This window comes from Vibrio sp. MMH1-50, assembly GCF_022347645.1.
GTDB classification, from domain to species: domain Bacteria; phylum Pseudomonadota; class Gammaproteobacteria; order Enterobacterales; family Vibrionaceae; genus Vibrio; species Vibrio harveyi.
This window is the reverse complement of sequence record NZ_JAKRGG010000022.1, coordinates 1-16,441: the sequence shown is the minus strand read 5'-3', so window position 1 is coordinate 16,441 and position 16,441 is coordinate 1. Positions and strand designations below refer to the sequence as shown.

The following is a 16,441-nucleotide window of genomic DNA, read 5'->3' as shown; positions in this document are numbered from 1 at the left end:
AGGTACGAGATAAAAAGGCAAAAAGAGCAATAAAAAAGGGAAGCTTATGCTTCCCTTGCTGGTGGAGAGAGTATGACTTACTCACCGGTGTAAACAATCAGCACCTTATCGTCTTGGTATTGGCGTTCGAACGCGTAGTAACCTTCTTGATTGCGAGTGATGTGCTTACCTTGAGCAACCGCTGGGTGGCGTTTACGGAATTCACCCAACTTTTGCCAATGTTGCAGTAGATCTTCACGCTCGCCATGAATCTTATCCCATGGCATATCTGAGCGTGTGCCTTGGTGAGCATCTGAACCAGTAATGCCAAAATCACGGGCGATCTCATCACCGTAATAGATCTGTACTGCACCCGGAGCCAGCATCAGTGCATTTGCGGCACGAGTTTGGTCATCAAAGCTGCGGCTGCGTGCTGACCAAAACAGCTGTGTATCGTGTGAAGATAGGTAGCTCAATACGTTGAACTCAGGATCGGTATTGATGCGCTCTGCATAGCGGCGGTAATCATTATCAAGTTGAGCGAAACACTTCAGCGCTTTTGGCGCTACGTCAGATTGGAACTCGAAGTTGATGATGGAATCGAAGCCGTTATCGAAATACGGGCTCTTCACCACGCTGTGTGCCCACACTTCACCCGTCATCCAGAAAGGTAGATCATCCAAAGCTTTGTCCGGGTTGTTTTTCTTCCATTGAGCAAGCGCTTGGGTGGTGCTGGCTTTCAACTCTGCCCACGCTTCCATTTCAACGTGTTTGGCAGTGTCGACACGGAAGCCATCAATGCCATAGTCGCGCACCCAATCGGATAACCACGTAATCAGATGTTCACGTGGGGGTTGTAGCTCATCTTGCGCATTGGTGTTTTTATTGCGGAAGAAGTTTGGGAGTCCGGTTTTCTGAGTCGATTCGGTTTTTAGATCCGGTAGGTAGTTCAAAGACATGGTGATGTCGTTGTAGCCCGGAGCATCGTAGTCACCAATGTCGGTACGGATCCAATCTTTGCCCCACCATTTATCCCACGCTTCGCTATCACCGTATTTGATGTAGTCGTTGAAGCTATGCCAGCTTTGTCCTGATTTTGGCTGCCAGTCGGTCCATTTTTCACCGAGGACTTCTTTGGCTTCTTGGTCATCAAGGTAAAGCTGACCAAATCCGAATTCCTGCATGTCTGCTAATGTCGCATAACCTGTGTGGTTCATGACGACATCCCAAATTACGCGGATGCCTTTCTTGTGGGCAGTATCGACGAAGGTTTTTAGTTCATCTTCGGTACCCATGTTGGCATCAAGCTTGGTCCAATCTTGGTGATAGTAGCCGTGGTAGCCATAGTGCTTAAAGTCGCCTTTATCGCCGCCGCCAACCCAGCCGTGGATTTGTTCCAGTGGTGAAGTTATCCAGATAGCATTCACACCAAGTGATTCGATGTAATCGAGTTTTTTCGTCAGACCCGCTAAGTCACCACCATGGAAGGTACCAATCTCATATTTTCCGTCTTTGCTGCGACCGTAGCTGTTGTCGTTGTCTGGGTTGCCATTGTAGAAGCGGTCGGTCATGACGAAGTACACCATTGCGTTATCCCAACTGAACGGTTTATCGGCTTGCTGTTCAACTTCTTCTAGCAGCAATAGACCTTGGCTCATAGGACCTGGCTGCATGGTGACGCTGCCATTGGCGACTGTGGCTTCTTGTCCGGTTAAGGCATCGCGAACGACAGTGCCATCATTAAAGGTTTGAGCAACATTGATGGTTTTTGGCGTGTCAGTTGCGACAGGGCAAGAGTAGGTGATGTCCTGACTCTGCTTTGGTTTGATTTTGACCGTCAGCTCGTTGGTGGTTGGATTGAGCGTAAATTGATAGGTATTGGCTTTGAAGATGCGCAGCGGCATTTGTGCATCAGTGGCGCAGTTATCCATTTTTAATGGACGATTGAACTTGATGCGATCTTCTTCTGCTAGGGCAAAGCTACTGCCACAGCTTTGCTTGCTGTCAGCAATGGTAAAGCTATAACTGCCTTTTTCGAGTTTTTGCTCGGCGACAAGTAAGCCTTGTGAGTTTTCTTCAAAAACAGCGGTGTCATCACCAACGCTTAATACGATGGCATTTTCTGGAATCTGGCTGCAGGCGCTCAGTAGACCGATAGAGAGTGCGAGAATTGTTTTTTTCATTGTGTCCTTCCCCCGAATAAACAGTCCAGTTATAGCAAAACTGTGCCTCTACAATCCGAGCTCTACACCAACAAGTTAAACGCGTCTCACCCTACAAATTTTAGTCTTGTTCACAAAATGAATAATAAGCGTCACCTTCATCGGTTTGAAGGCAACAAAAAAGGGAAGCATCTGCTTCCCTTTTAGTTATTTCTTAATCACTTCTAAGAGTAATGAATTACTTTTGAAGCAAAGAAATGTCTGCGATCTGTAGGAACAGGTTACGCAGGTTGTTCAGTAGTGTCAGACGGTTCTTCTTAAGTGCTTCGTCGTCTGCCATTACCATTACGTTATCAAAGAACGCATCAACTGGTTCACGTAGGTCAGCTAGCTTGCTTAGGGCTTCTTGGTAGTTACCAGTTGCAAACGCTGGCTCTAGCGCTTCTGTCATTACTTCAACGCTTTCTGCTAGTGCTTTCTCTGCGTCTTCTTGTAGAAGTGCTAGGTCGATGTCTGCTGCTAGTTCGCCGTCGAATTTCGCTAGGATGTTACCTACACGTTTGTTCGCTGCTGCTAGAGACTCTGCCGCTTCCAGTTCACGGAAGTGAGAAACCGCTTTAACTCGTTGGTCGAAGTCTGCTGGTTTCGTCGGACGACGAGCTAGAACCGCTTGAATGATGTCTACGCTGAAGCCTTCGTCTTGGTACCAAGCACGGAAACGACCAAGCATGAACTCGATAACGTCTTGTTCAACGTTGTCGTTAGTTAGGCGATCGCCGAATAGTGATTTCGCTTTCGCTACTAGGTCAACAAGATCTAGGTTGTAGCCGTATTCAACGATGATACGTAGTACACCTAGAGATGCGCGGCGTAGTGCGAATGGGTCGCTGCCTTTAGGTGCTTGACCAATACCGAAGATACCTACGATAGTGTCTAGCTTGTCTGCCATTGCAACTGCAGTTGAAACACCGTTTGATGGCAGTTCATCACCTGCGAAACGAGGCATGTATTGCTCGTTCAGTGCTACTGCAACTTCTTCTGCTTCACCGTCGTGGCGAGCGTAGTGCATACCCATAACGCCTTGAGTATCCGTGAATTCGAATACCATTGAGGTCATTAGGTCACATTTTGCTAGTAGGCCAGCACGCTTTGATTTCTCAACGTCAGCACCGATTTGTACAGCAATGTAGCCAGCAAGTTCTGTGATGCGGTCTGTTTTGTCTTTGATCGTACCCAGTTGCTTTTGGAAGATCGCTTGCTCTAGTTCAGGCAGACGGTCGATAAGCGGACGCTTACGGTCTGTGTTGAAGAAGAATTCCGCGTCAGCAAGACGAGGACGAACCACTTTCTCGTTACCTTCGATTACGTAACGAGGCTCTTTTGATTCGATGTTCGATACGAAGATGAAGTTAGGTAGTAGCTTCTTGTTTTCGTCGTAAACAGGGAAGTATTTTTGGTCACCTTTCATGGTGTAAACCAATGCTTCAGAAGGTACTTTTAGGAACTCTTCTTCAAACTTCGCTGTTAGTACCACTGGCCATTCAACCAGAGACGTTACTTCTTCTACTAGGTCATCTTCTAGGTCAGCGATACCGCCAACCGCTGCTGCTGCTTTTTGTGCGTCAGCTAGGATGATTGCTTTACGCGCTTCGTAATCTGCCATTACTTTACCGCGCTCTTCTAAGATCGCAGGGTATTGTTCAGCAGAATCGATAGTGAACTCTTGCTCACCCATGAAGCGGTGACCACGGATAGTGCGGTCTGAAGCGACACCAAGGATCTCGCCTTCGATTAGGTCGCTACCCATTAGCATGGTTAGCGTCTTAACTGGACGGATAAATTGAGTCGTTTTGTTACCCCAGCGCATTGGTTTTGCGATAGGTAGGTTTGCTAGTGCTTTCGCTGCAAGTTCAACTACGATCTCAGACGTTGGCTGACCTTTCACTTCTTGTTTGAACAGTAGCCATTCACCTTTGTCGGTTACCATGCGCTCTGCTTGGTCAACCGTGATGCCACAACCGCGTGCCCAGCCTTGAGCCGCTTTTGTTGGGTTGCCTTCCGCGTCAAACGCTGCAGAAACCGCAGGACCACGCTTTTCAACAACTTTGTCAGACTGGCTGCCTGCTAGTGCTGCTACTTTAAGTGCAAGACGACGAGGTGCCGCGAACCATTTCACGCCTTCATGAGCAAGCTCAGCGCCTTTTAGTTCTGCTTCGAAGTTTGCTGCGAATGCTTCAGCTAGAGTGCGAAGTTGCGTTGGTGGTAGCTCTTCTGTACCTAGCTCGATTAGAAATTCTTTTGCCATGTTACTCTACCCCTTACGCTTGTTCTTTCTTACACATTGGGAAGCCAAGAGCTTCACGCGATGCGTAGTATGCTTCTGCAACTGCTTTCGTCAGGTTGCGGATGCGTAGGATGTAACGTTGGCGTTCAGTTACTGAGATCGCTTTACGTGCGTCTAGTAGGTTGAATGCGTGACCAGCTTTTAGAATGCGCTCGTAAGCAGGTAGTGGCAGTGGTTTTTCAAGCTCAAGCAGTTCTTTACACTCTTTCTCACACTGTTCGAAGAAACCAAATAGGAAGTCAACGTCTGCGTGCTCGAAGTTGTAAGTCGATTGCTCTACTTCGTTTTGGTGGAAGATGTCACCGTAAGTCACTTTGCTGCCGTCTGGTGCGATGTTCCAAACTAGGTCGTAAACAGAGTCTACTTCTTGGATGTACATTGCTAGACGTTCGATACCGTAAGTGATCTCACCAGTGACTGGCTTACACTCAAGACCGCCAACTTGTTGGAAGTAAGTAAACTGAGTAACTTCCATGCCGTTTAGCCAAACTTCCCAGCCTAGACCCCATGCGCCTAGTGTTGGGTTTTCCCAGTTGTCTTCTACGAAACGGATATCGTGAACAAGTGGGTCAATACCAAGTACTTCTAGAGAACCTAGGTACAACTCTTGGATATTGTCTGGTGATGGTTTTAGCGCTACTTGGAATTGGTAGTAGTGCTGTAGACGGTTAGGGTTTTCACCGTAACGACCATCGGTAGGACGACGTGAAGGTTGTACGTAAGCTGTAGACATTGGCTCTGGGCCAAGTGCTCGTAGACATGTCATTGGATGAGAGGTGCCCGCACCCACTTCCATATCTAGCGGTTGAACAATGGTACAACCATTTTGAGCCCAATAATCCTGCAGCGCGAGGATCATTCCCTGGAAGGTTTTGATATCGTATTTTTGCATAAGTCAGGTTCGCGCGATTCTCTTATTACTTGTGAATTCGTCTCTTTTGCTGGGTTTTATAGCCTCAACAATAGCGATTCAAAGTAATTACGGTTGAATAAAATAACAATCAAGTATACCCAGATATTGAGCATGGGAGTAGAGCTAATCTTGATTAATTCGTGGGCAATTTTCTCCTTTAATGGATTTTTACCGCTTTATCTGCTGAATTTTTCCTAAAAGGGAGTTTTCACTGGCTTTCACTCTTGAGGTGATGAGCAAAGGTGGCTAGAATTGCGCCTGTCTTTGGGGAGTAGCTTACTCGATGAAATGCCTATTTCATCTGGTTCGTTCGTCAACATAATTGGTGCAAAATCACCATGGCGTTCGAGACTCATCAACCCGATGAGTTTAGCAAGACCTTAGACAAATCATCATGAACCGGGGTGGGGCGTGAGATTTGTCTTAGGTTAAAAATAATTATCCCGCCCCAATGAGCATGTCGTGAGCGTTTTAGCTATTTCAATTACTACTGTAGCGTTAGCAGAAATTGGCGATAAGACCCAATTGCTATCTCTATTACTTGCCAGTCGTTACCGCAAGCCAATCCCTATTATTGCCGCAATCTTTTTGGCAACCATTGCCAACCACGCTTTGGCTGCATGGTTAGGTGTGGTTGTGGCAGATTACCTTTCGCCTGAGGTTTTAAAATGGGTGCTGGTGGTTAGTTTTGTCGCCATGGCGGCTTGGGTGCTGATCCCAGATAAACTGGATGATGACGAACAGATCTCCAACCGTGGTCCATTCATTGCGAGTTTTATTGCTTTCTTCGTTGCGGAGATTGGCGACAAGACTCAGATTGCAACTTCTATCTTGGGTGCGCAATACGCAGATGCATTGAGTTGGGTGATTCTTGGTACCACGATCGGCATGTTGCTTGCCAATGTTCCCGTGGTTTTAATCGGCAAGCTATCGGCGGATAAGATGCCTTTAGGATTGATTCGTAAGGTGACCGCTTTCCTATTTATTGCCCTTGCTATTGGTGCAGCATTTTTCTGATCATCTTAAAGATAAATCGTGTTAATTATCAATAACTAGTGAAATTATGCATGAGTTCAAACTCTGGTTCAAAATCATTCAGGACCGTGACGGATGACATATTAGTGTCATACTTGTCATGGTACTTTAATGGTGTGAATGATAGCGAGAGGGCAAGGTTATGCTTACACGTTACATGGGGATGACCCCAAAGAGTCAGAGTTATTTATTCACCTTTGGTTTAGCGCTGTGCTTATTGGCAATGGTGTTGACCGATATGTGGTTGCCGATTGTTGCAGGGACCTTCATCCTTACTGGTCTAACAGTAGAGGCTTGGATTCGGGTCGCGCATATTATTCCGATGCATGAAGAGATGCGTGCAATGAGAAAGCAACTGAACAAGCTACAATCTGAAGTTCGCACACTAGAATACGATGAATAAACAAACGGCAGCCAATTGGGCTGCCGTTTTTGATCTTGCTGAGATTATTCCAAACCTTTCTTGATCAGGTACTGGTATGGAAGCTGTTCCGTTTGTGCCGCAATCAGCTGGTGATCCATAAATCGACAGAAACTCGGGATATCTCGAGTTGTGGATGGGTCGTCTGCTTTAACTAGCAATACCTCACCATCTTGCATGTTTCGAATTGTCTTCCTGACCATCATCACTGGCTCTGGGCAGCGTAATCCTTCCGCCTCTAATGTCTTGGTCGCCAGTTCAGGATTAAAGCTCATAGTGTGATTCTCGTAACTAACTGAGCGTTGAATTTTACTTTCGTTGAAAAAATATTCAATAACCACTTGGCAAACCGAATTTTTTGATTTACCTTAAATTAACAATTTGGTAACAACTGGCAAGGAGAGACGATGTTAACAGCGTTAGACAGACTAACCATCTATTCGGTTTTATGTTTTATCTCGTTCTGTGCATTGGTACTTAGGACGCCAGGTGAAACCTCATTGATGCCTCTTGTAGGCATGAGTGCAACGATTATTGGGATTTGGATTGAGATGCACAAATGGTCAGGTGCATCAGAGCAAGAAAATTAGCGCTTCTTGCTGTAATCGGAACCTATTGATATACCGCTCACCAAGTTTAACGACACTTCATTCCGACACTATCCCCATTTTTCTTGGGCTTCCCCGCTGAAAGGCGGGATTTTTTTTGCCTGAAGAGTACAATTTACCTAAATCCTCTACATGTTAAGTGGCAAATCGTGGAATTAGAAGACATCTATCGTCGAGACCTGAATTTATTGGTCGCATTACGTGTGCTGATTGAAGAGAGCAGTGTCAGTAAAGCAGCAACTCGCCTCAATTTAAGCCAATCGGCAATGAGTCGTGTGCTAGGGCGTTTACGTGATCTGCTTGGTGACCCACTGTTTACTCGTCAAGGTCAGCACTTGATCCCAACTCAAAAAGCGTTAGAAATTGATCGCTCTTTGGGTGAGCCTTTGGAGTCACTACGCCAATTGCTTTCTCCACGTGAGTTTGATCCACGCAGTTGTGATCAGACGTTTAATATCGCGACAACTGATTACGCGATGCAAACCATTCTGCCCTTCGCGTTGCCGCGTATCTATCAAGAAGCACCGAATGTGTCGTTTAACTTCTTGCCGCTGCAACATGACCGCTTATCTGATCAATTAACATATGAAGGCGCGGACTTAGCGATTTGTCGTCCAACAGGTCCAGTGGAGCCATTACGCAGTGAAGTGTTAGGGCGAGTTGGTGTGTTGTGTATGCTATCTAAGCAGCATCCGCTAGCTGAGAAAGAGATGAGTCTGGATGATTATCTCAGTCATCCGCATGCCATGATTGCCATTAGTGATGGGGTTAAAGCGCTGATTGAACAAGCGCTCGTGGAGAAGCCGCAACGTCAGATGGTATTACGCGCTTATCACTTGGAAGCGGCGCTGGCGATCGTTGATACTCTGCCAATTATTATTACCGTGCCTGCCGATTTAGCGTACTTGGTTGCTGATCGCTATGACTTAGTAGTGAAGCCATTACCATTCCAATTCACGCCGTTTGAATATTCGATGATTTGGCACGCACGTTGCGAACACTCTCCCGCTCAAGAATGGTTGCGTGCAGTAGTTCGTGAAGAATGTAGTCGTCTTATTGCTAAACGAATTGAAGATATGGGGTTGGACTGATTTCTCCAAAAATCGAAATAGCAAAAAGCCGGGCAATGACCCGGCTTTGTTTATTCTATCGAAGAGTTAGCGCTTATAACTTGATAACCACACGACCAGTTACTTGACCGTTTGTGATGTCTTCAGCGTATTTTGGTGCTTCTGCTAGCTCTACTTCAGTACAAGCTTGCTCGAAGTAGCTGTCTGGTAGTAGTTCTACCAATTTTTCCCATGCTGCAGTACGTTTTTCAAATGGGCATGAAACAGAATCCACACCTTGTAGACGAACGTTACGTAGAATGAATGGCATCACTGTCGTCGGTAGATCGAAGCCACCTGCAAGACCACAAGCTGCGACTGCACTGTTGTAATCCATTTGCGCCAATACTTTTGCTAGCACTTTGCTGCCTACGGTATCAACCGCACCTGCCCATACTTGCTTTTCAAGCGGACGTGCTGGTTCTTCAAACTCAACACGGTCGATGATGCGGCTAGCTCCTAGCTTTTCTAGTAGCGGACCATTTTGTTCAACACGACCTGTCACGGCTGCCACTTTGTAGCCAAGCTGTGCTAGAAGCGTCACAGCTACTGAGCCTACACCGCCACTTGCGCCAGTTACTAGGATTTCACCATTTTCAGGTTTGATGCCTGCATCAAGCAGTGCTTGAACACACAGCATGCCAGTGAAACCAGCAGTACCAACCATCATGGCTTTCTTGCTGTCCAGACCTTTTGGTAGTGGTACTAGCCAATCCGCTTTTAGACGAGCACGTTGAGACATACCGCCCCAATGGTTTTCACCCACACCCCAACCAGTAAGAACAACTTTGTCGCCTGCTTGGTAGCGGTCGTCTTCTGAGCTTACTACCGTACCTGCTAGGTCAATACCCGGCACCATCGGGAAGTTACGGATGATTTTACCTTTACCTGTAATTGCAAGACCGTCTTTGTAGTTCAACGATGAGTAATCAACGTCAATCAGAACGTCGCCTTCAGGCAGTTGTGTTTCATCGATTTGCTCGATGCTAGCGATAGTACGTTTGTCTTCTTGATTTAGAACTAGAGCATTAAACATAAGGTTCTCCGATTGTGCGGTAGCGTGACTCTGGGTCACATGCAGCAAGATATCAACTGCTGCTAAGTGTATGTCTTCTTTGTCTATGAATAAAATGAAACTTGAGCATTTAATGTATGCTTTTTGTGCATGTAAGCAATGTTTAGCGTAAAACAAAGGGCGACATCAGATGTCGCCCTTAAGTGTAATACTAAAAAATTTCAGTATTGGTTCATTTGCTCGTGACTGTTGAATTGATCACTACAACCTAGCGTTTCTTAAACAGACTATGGTCGTTCAAATACAGTCGCAATACCCTGACCTAAACCAATGCACATGGTTGCGAGACCGTATTTCGCATCTTTTGCTTCCATTAGGTTGATTAACGTCGTTGAGATACGTGAGCCAGAACAACCAAGCGGGTGACCCAATGCAATTGCGCCACCGTTAAGGTTGACCTTCTCATCCATAACATCAAGCAGACCTAAGTCTTTAGCACATGGTAGAGACTGCGCGGCAAATGCTTCGTTTAGCTCAACCACGTCCATGTCTTCAATTGAAAGACCAGCACGCTTGAGCGCTTTTTGCGTCGCAGGTACAGGACCGTAACCCATGATTGAAGGATCGCAGCCCGCAATGGCCATACCTTTAATGCGTGCTCGAATCTTCAAGCCGAGTTCATTAGCTTTCTCTTCACTCATGATCAACATCGCTGATGCACCATCAGACAGCGCCGATGATGTACCGGCTGTTACTGTACCGTTGGCTGGGTCGAAAACAGGACGAAGTTGAGATAGACCTTCAACGGATGTTTCAGGGCGAATGACTTCATCGTAATCTAGAGTGAACAGCGTGCCGTCAGCCGCATGACCTTCAATTGGTAGGATTTCGCTTTTAAAACGACCCTCTACGGTTGCAGCATGTGCACGAGCATGGGAACGTGCAGCAAACTCGTCTTGTTGCTCACGGCTAATGCCATGCAGCTTACCAAGCATTTCAGCGGTTAAGCCCATCATGCCTGCTGCTTTTGCAACTGTCTTGGACATACCTGGGTGGAAGTCCACGCCGTGGTTCATTGGTACGTGTCCCATGTGCTCAACACCACCAATTAGGCAGATTTCAGCGTCACCTGTCATGATGGCACGTGTACCATCGTGAAGCGCTTGCATTGATGAACCACACAAGCGGTTAACCGTCACGGCGCCAATCTCAATTGGTAGACCAGCAAGTAGCGCCGCATTACGTGCCACGTTAAAGCCTTGTTCTAGGGTTTGTTGTACACAGCCCCAGTAGATATCTTCAATCTCGCTTGGGTTTACTTGTGGGTTACGTGCAAGAATACCTTTCATTAGGCGCGCAGATAGATCTTCTGCTCGCGTATGACGGAAAGCACCACCTTTAGAGCGACCCATTGGAGTACGTAGACAATCGACTACGACAACATTTCTTGTTTGATTAGTCATTTTAGAATCCCTCCTTAGATAGAACCTTGCTGTTGTGCACCGTAAAAGCTTTCACCTTTCGCCGCCATATCAATCAGCATCTGTGGTACTTGGTACATTGCACCGAGCTCTGAGTATTGTTTTGCCATTGCAACAAACTCAGCAATACCTACGCTATCTAGGTAGCGGAATACGCCACCGCGGAATGGAGGGAAGCCAAGACCGTAAACCAGTGCCATATCCGCTTCTTGTGGAGTGGCAATGATACCTTCTTGTAGACATAGTACCACTTCGTTGATCATCGGAATCATCATACGTTGAATGATGGTCTGTTCGTCAAAGTCCTGCTTATCGGCACAAACGTCTGCGAGCACTGGCAAGATCTCTTCAGAGAAGGTTTTCTTCGGCTTACCTTTTCTATCTATGGTGTAGCTGTAGAAGCCACTGCCATTCTTCTGACCGTATTTGCTTGCTTCGAATAGTGCATCGATCGCGTCACGACCTTGTTTGCCCATACGCTCAGGGAATCCTTGTGCCATAACGGCTTGTGCGTGGTGAGCAGTATCAATACCAACAACATCGAGCAAGTATGCAGGTCCCATCGGCCAGCCAAACTTACGTTCCATGATTTTGTCGATTTTCGTAAAGTCAGCGCCATCGCGAAGTAGCATGCTGAAGCCACCAAAGTATGGGAACAATACGCGGTTTACAAAGAACCCAGGGCAGTCATTAACGACAATTGGTGATTTGCCCATTTTCGCTGCGTACGCAACAACGCGATTTATGGTTTCATCAGAGGTATGTTCACCACGGATGATCTCAACAAGAGGCATGCGGTGCACTGGGTTGAAAAAGTGCATGCCACAGAAGTTTTCTGGGCGTTTTAGCGATTTTGCCAACAGGTTGATAGGAATTGTCGAGGTGTTTGAGGTGATAACCGTGTCTTCACCGACATGTGATTCGACTTCACTCAGCACCGCTGCTTTTACTTTCGGGTTTTCTACTACGGCTTCTACAATCACGTCTGATTCTTCGATGCCTGCGTAATGTAGGCTTGGTGTGATAGACGCCAAAATACCAGCCATCTTAAAGCCATCAATACGACCACGAGATAAGCGTTTATTTAGCAGCTTAGATGCTTCCGTCATGCCTAAATCGAGTGAAGGTTGCGCGATATCTTTCATTAACACCGGTACGCCTTTTAAAGCAGATTGGTAGGCGATACCGCCGCCCATAATGCCCGCACCAAGCACAGCCGCACGTTGCGTGTCTTTACTCGCTGACTTAGCTGATTTTTTCGCAAGCCCTTTGATGTATTGGTCGTTAAGGAACAAACCAACCAGTGATTTTGCTTCTTCAGATTTAGCCAGTTTTACGAAGTGTTTACGTTCAATGTCGAGAGCTTCGTTTCGAGCAAAGCGAGCGCCTTCTTCAATCGTAATAACGGCAGTCATTGGAGCAGGGTAGTGAGGACCCGCTTTCTGAGCCACTAGACCCTTCGCCATGGTGAAGCTCATCATTGATTCGAGCTTACTTAGCGTTAGAGGTGATGTCTTTTGCTTGCGACGAGCTTGCCAGTCCAACTTCTCGTTGATTGCCGAGGTCAGTGTCTTGAGTGCTGACTCGTAAAGTGTGTCGGTATCAACAACCGCATCCAGAAGACCAATCTTTAACGCTTCATCCGCACGACACGCTTTTCCTTGAGTGATCACTTCCATCGCACTATCGGCACCGATAACTCGTGGCAGACGCACACAACCACCAAAGCCCGGCATGATGCCCAGTTTTGTTTCTGGTAGACCGATGCTGGTGGTCTTGTCACCAATTCTCATGTCAGTTGCAAGTACGCATTCACAGCCGCCACCTAACGTGTGGCCTTTTAGTACCGAGATAGTTGGGACAGGCAAGTCTTCCAGCTTATTGAAGATGCTGTTAGCAAATTGTAGCCACTGATCGAGTTCAGCGTCTGTCTTAGCGAAAAGACCTAAGAATTCGGTGATATCAGCGCCAACAATGAACGCGTCTTTATCTGAGGTGAGCATCAAGCCCTTCAGTCCTTGGTGCGCTTTTAGTGCATCAAGGGCTTTGTCGAGTGACTCTAGTGTCGCTAGGTCGAGCTTGTTAACGGATTTTGGAGAGCAGAAGCTTAGTTCTGCAATACCATCTTGTACTTCCTTTACCTGTAGGGTTTCGGCTTGGTAAATCATTGTCTATCTCCATGACATACAATCTTGGATTGTCTGTATACCGATTTGTTGCGGGCTGAGCGCCTGTCGAGCAGCAAATAGATATAGAGGAAAGTCGTTTTATTTATTGTTCTGGTTAGACCAGTGAAGTTAGTTTGGACTTCGGACTGGTTAATTTCAATACATTTTTTAAACAAGTGTTTAACATTGTGCGCTAAGGCAGATCTTATGCGACTCACAATTACCTCTCGTGATAGACTTTAGACAAAGAGAAAAGTGACTTAATCCTATGAATGACCTGCCTTATCTGATTCCTGCTCAGCCTGCTCAATTTGAAGAAGAGATCAAAAAGAGTGTCTTTATTACTTACTTAGCACATACGCCAAGCGTGGAAGCGGCGAAAGCATTCGTTGAGCAGATCAAAACCAAGCATGCTGATGCAAGACACAACTGCTGGGGATTTGTTGCTGGTCGACCAGAAGATTCGATGAAGTGGGGCTTTAGTGATGATGGAGAACCTTCAGGGACAGCAGGTAAACCAATCCTTGCTCAGCTGTCTGGCTCTGGAGTTGGAGAGATTACCGCTGTAGTGACTCGATATTCTGGCGGCATTAAGCTTGGTACAGGTGGTTTGGTCAAAGCCTATGGTGGCGGCGTGCAACAAGCGCTCAAGCTGCTTCAAACAATTGAGAAAAAAATAACCACAAAACTCCGACTAGAGTTAGACTATGGGTTTATGCCTATCGCACAGTCGCTTATGCCCCAGTTTGGTGCGGTTGAAGTGGATGCTGAATACAGCGATCAGGTGGTATTAGTGGTGGAAATTGAGCTACGTGAAGTGAGCGCGTTTACCCAAGCTATCATCAACAAAAGTGGTGCAAAGGCAATTGTCACCCCACTAGACGGACAATAATGAAAAATAGGAAGCCACAGGGACAGCTTCGCTAGTCAATCAATCCATGCAATTTCGTTCAATTATTCGAATCGTCGGGCTATTGCTCGCACTTTTTAGTGTCACAATGCTCGCGCCTGCGCTAGTTGCGCTTATCTATCGAGATGGTGCGGGTGTACCTTTTGTCACGACTTTCTTCGTACTTCTTGTATGCGGTGGGATCTGTTGGTTCCCAAACCGCAGGCACAAACACGAGCTTAAAGCGCGTGATGGCTTCCTTATTGTTGTTCTTTTCTGGACTGTACTTGGCAGTGCTGGCTCTATCCCTTTTCTGATCTCAGATAACCCCAATGTATCTGTGACTGACGCTTTTTTTGAGTCCTTCTCTGCTTTAACGACAACAGGTGCGACGGTGATCGTCGGGCTCGACGAGTTGCCAAAAGCGATTCTCTTTTATCGCCAACTTCTACAGTGGTTTGGCGGTATGGGTATCATCGTATTGGCGGTAGCCATTCTTCCTGTTCTTGGTATCGGTGGTATGCAGCTGTATAGAGCTGAAATACCAGGACCAGTAAAAGATACTAAGATGACCCCACGTATTGCTGAGACAGCAAAAGCACTGTGGTACATCTACTTGAGTTTGACTATCGCATGTGCCGTAGCATTTTGGCTAGCAGGCATGACGCCGTTTGATGCCATTAGTCATAGCTTCTCCACTATTGCCATCGGTGGTTTCTCTACGCACGATGCCAGCATGGGCTATTTCGATAGTTATGCCATTAACATGATTACCGTTGTCTTCTTGTTAATCTCGGCATGTAACTATTCTTTGCACTTTGCCGCGTTTGCGTCTGGTGGCGTGCATCCTAAATACTATTGGAAAGACCCAGAGTTTCGCGCGTTTATCTTTATTCAAGTGGTTCTGTTCTTGGTTTGCTTCTTATTACTATTGAATCATCACTCGTATGACTCTCCTTATGATGCCTTCGACCAAGCCTTGTTCCAAACTGTGTCAATCTCTACTACTGCAGGTTTTACTACAACCGGCTTTGCTGATTGGCCGTTGTTCTTGCCAGTGTTGTTATTGTTCTCTTCTTTCATCGGTGGTTGTGCTGGTTCGACTGGTGGTGGCATGAAAGTGATCCGTATTCTGCTACTGACCTTACAAGGTGCTCGTGAGCTGAAGCGTTTGGTGCACCCTCGTGCGGTGTACACCATCAAAGTGGGTGGCAGTGCGCTACCGCAGCGTGTTGTTGATGCGGTTTGGGGATTCTTCTCTGCGTACGCGCTAGTATTTGTGGTTTGTATGCTGGGGTTAATTGCGACTGGCATGGATGAGCTAAGTGCGTTCTCGGCGGTAGCTGCGACTCTGAACAACCTCGGTCCTGGCTTAGGGGAAGTAGCACTTCACTTTGGTGATGTTAATGACAAAGCAAAATGGGTATTGATTGTTTCTATGCTGTTTGGTCGTTTGGAAATCTTTACCTTACTTATTTTACTTACGCCGACGTTTTGGCGCAGTTAAGGGGAAATCGTGGCAAAAGCATTATTTCTATATTCTTCCCGAGAAGGGCAGACTAAAAAAATTCTCCACTATATAGATGAGCAGCTATTAGAATTCGATTGCGAGCTGGTGGATTTACATAGTGTAGAGACGGTTGATTTCAGCCAATACGACAGAGTATTGATTGGAGCCTCTATTCGTTATGGTCATCTTAATAAGAAGCTGTACCAGTTTATTGAGCGAAACCTCAATCAACTTGAACAAAGTAAAGTGGCATTTTTCTGCGTAAACCTAACTGCTCGCAAAGAAGACCAAGGAAAAGATACGCCAGAGGGTAGCGCTTACATTCGTAAGTTCCTGACCAAGTCGCCTTGGAAACCAATCTTAATTGGTGTTTTTGCTGGTGCTCTGTATTACCCTCGTTATGGTTGGTTCGACAAAACTATGATTAAGTTCATTATGTCGATGACTGGGGGCGAAACAGATACAACCAAAGAAGTGGAATACACCAATTGGGAAAAAGTGGCTCTTTTCGCAGATAAATTCAAAGAACTGTAGAAATAACGTGCTCTTTTGAACGCTTTTGATGCAAATTTATCCGAACGATAAAAAAATCAAAAAAAACGAGAAAAAGGGCTTGCCAATGTGATCGCAATCTCTATAATGCCACCTCGCTGACACGGCAACGCTTCGAAAGAAACGAAGTCAAGTTAGCAAGCCAATTAGCCAAGTGGAAACGCTTGATAAAAAGTTTGAAAAAAGTGATTGACACTAAACTTTAACTCGCTAAAATGGCCATCCGATTTGAGCAAAGCTCAATAGGAAAGCTCT

At 46.2% G+C, this 16,441-nt stretch carries 14 protein-coding genes; 7 read left to right on the top strand and 7 right to left on the bottom strand.

Annotated features, from left to right (window positions below; all coding sequences use genetic code 11):
• Positions 1-77 precede the first annotated feature (77 nt).
• The 3 genes from MHO32_RS15995 to glyQ form a co-directional block, all read right to left on the bottom strand.
• Positions 78-2,162, bottom strand: coding sequence for an alpha-amylase (locus MHO32_RS15995; protein ID WP_239212933.1), 2,085 nt, complete (start codon positions 2,160-2,162; stop codon positions 78-80).
• Positions 2,163-2,379: 217 nt separating this feature from the next.
• Positions 2,380-4,446 (bottom strand): glycine--tRNA ligase subunit beta, encoded by a 2,067-nt coding sequence (gene glyS / locus MHO32_RS15990; RefSeq protein ID WP_239212931.1) that lies wholly within the window; start codon positions 4,444-4,446, stop codon positions 2,380-2,382.
• Between the two features lie 13 nt (positions 4,447-4,459).
• On the bottom strand, positions 4,460-5,377 hold the full coding sequence (gene glyQ, locus MHO32_RS15985; RefSeq protein ID WP_005451074.1) for a glycine--tRNA ligase subunit alpha: 918 nt from the start codon (positions 5,375-5,377) through the stop codon (positions 4,460-4,462).
• A gap of 483 nt (positions 5,378-5,860) precedes the next feature.
• Between glyQ and MHO32_RS15980 the strand changes: the two genes are divergently transcribed.
• Positions 5,861-6,415 carry a TMEM165/GDT1 family protein gene (locus MHO32_RS15980; RefSeq protein WP_005451076.1) on the top strand — a complete coding sequence of 185 codons (555 nt, stop codon included), beginning with the start codon at positions 5,861-5,863 and terminating at the stop codon, positions 6,413-6,415.
• A 160-nt stretch (positions 6,416-6,575) separates the two neighbouring features.
• Positions 6,576-6,836: a hypothetical protein gene (locus MHO32_RS15975; RefSeq protein WP_005451077.1), complete on the top strand. Its 261-nt coding sequence runs from the start codon at positions 6,576-6,578 to the stop codon at positions 6,834-6,836.
• Between the two features lie 44 nt (positions 6,837-6,880).
• Here MHO32_RS15975 and tusA read toward each other — a convergent pair whose 3' ends face one another.
• The gene (gene tusA, locus MHO32_RS15970) at positions 6,881-7,129 is read right to left on the bottom strand and encodes a sulfurtransferase TusA (RefSeq protein ID WP_005426051.1); all 249 of its coding nucleotides are present in this window, start codon (positions 7,127-7,129) and stop codon (positions 6,881-6,883) included.
• 132 nt (positions 7,130-7,261) lie between these two features.
• On the opposite strand from tusA, the gene MHO32_RS15965 reads away from it, so the two are divergent.
• Together MHO32_RS15965 and MHO32_RS15960 are read left to right on the top strand one after the other, a co-directional pair.
• Positions 7,262-7,444, top strand: coding sequence for a hypothetical protein (locus MHO32_RS15965; RefSeq protein WP_005426049.1), 183 nt, complete (start codon positions 7,262-7,264; stop codon positions 7,442-7,444).
• Positions 7,445-7,611: 167 nt separating this feature from the next.
• Positions 7,612-8,553, top strand: coding sequence for a LysR family transcriptional regulator (locus MHO32_RS15960; protein ID WP_009699107.1), 942 nt, complete (start codon positions 7,612-7,614; stop codon positions 8,551-8,553).
• 73 nt (positions 8,554-8,626) lie between these two features.
• On the opposite strand, the gene acuI is transcribed toward MHO32_RS15960, so the two are convergent.
• The 3 genes from acuI to fadB form a co-directional block, all read right to left on the bottom strand.
• A complete protein-coding gene (acuI, locus tag MHO32_RS15955; protein WP_005451082.1) occupies positions 8,627-9,607 on the bottom strand; it encodes an acrylyl-CoA reductase (NADPH) in 981 nt (326 codons plus the stop codon).
• A gap of 266 nt (positions 9,608-9,873) precedes the next feature.
• On the bottom strand, positions 9,874-11,049 hold the full coding sequence (gene fadA / locus MHO32_RS15950) for an acetyl-CoA C-acyltransferase FadA (protein WP_009699109.1): 1,176 nt from the start codon (positions 11,047-11,049) through the stop codon (positions 9,874-9,876).
• A gap of 14 nt (positions 11,050-11,063) precedes the next feature.
• Positions 11,064-13,235 (bottom strand): fatty acid oxidation complex subunit alpha FadB, encoded by a 2,172-nt coding sequence (gene fadB, locus MHO32_RS15945; protein WP_239212929.1) that lies wholly within the window; start codon positions 13,233-13,235, stop codon positions 11,064-11,066.
• 268 nt (positions 13,236-13,503) lie between these two features.
• Between fadB and MHO32_RS15940 the strand changes: the two genes are divergently transcribed.
• Genes MHO32_RS15940 through hemG form a run of 3 tightly spaced genes read left to right on the top strand, consistent with a single transcriptional unit; the run spans position 13,504 to position 16,168 of the window.
• Positions 13,504-14,127 (top strand): YigZ family protein, encoded by a 624-nt coding sequence (locus MHO32_RS15940; protein WP_005440863.1) that lies wholly within the window; start codon positions 13,504-13,506, stop codon positions 14,125-14,127.
• 46 nt (positions 14,128-14,173) lie between these two features.
• Positions 14,174-15,631 (top strand): TrkH family potassium uptake protein, encoded by a 1,458-nt coding sequence (locus MHO32_RS15935; RefSeq protein WP_005451087.1) that lies wholly within the window; start codon positions 14,174-14,176, stop codon positions 15,629-15,631.
• A gap of 9 nt (positions 15,632-15,640) precedes the next feature.
• Positions 15,641-16,168, top strand: a complete 528-nt coding sequence (gene hemG, locus MHO32_RS15930) for a menaquinone-dependent protoporphyrinogen IX dehydrogenase (protein ID WP_239212927.1) — start codon at positions 15,641-15,643, stop codon at positions 16,166-16,168.
• Positions 16,169-16,441: the final 273 nt, after the last annotated feature.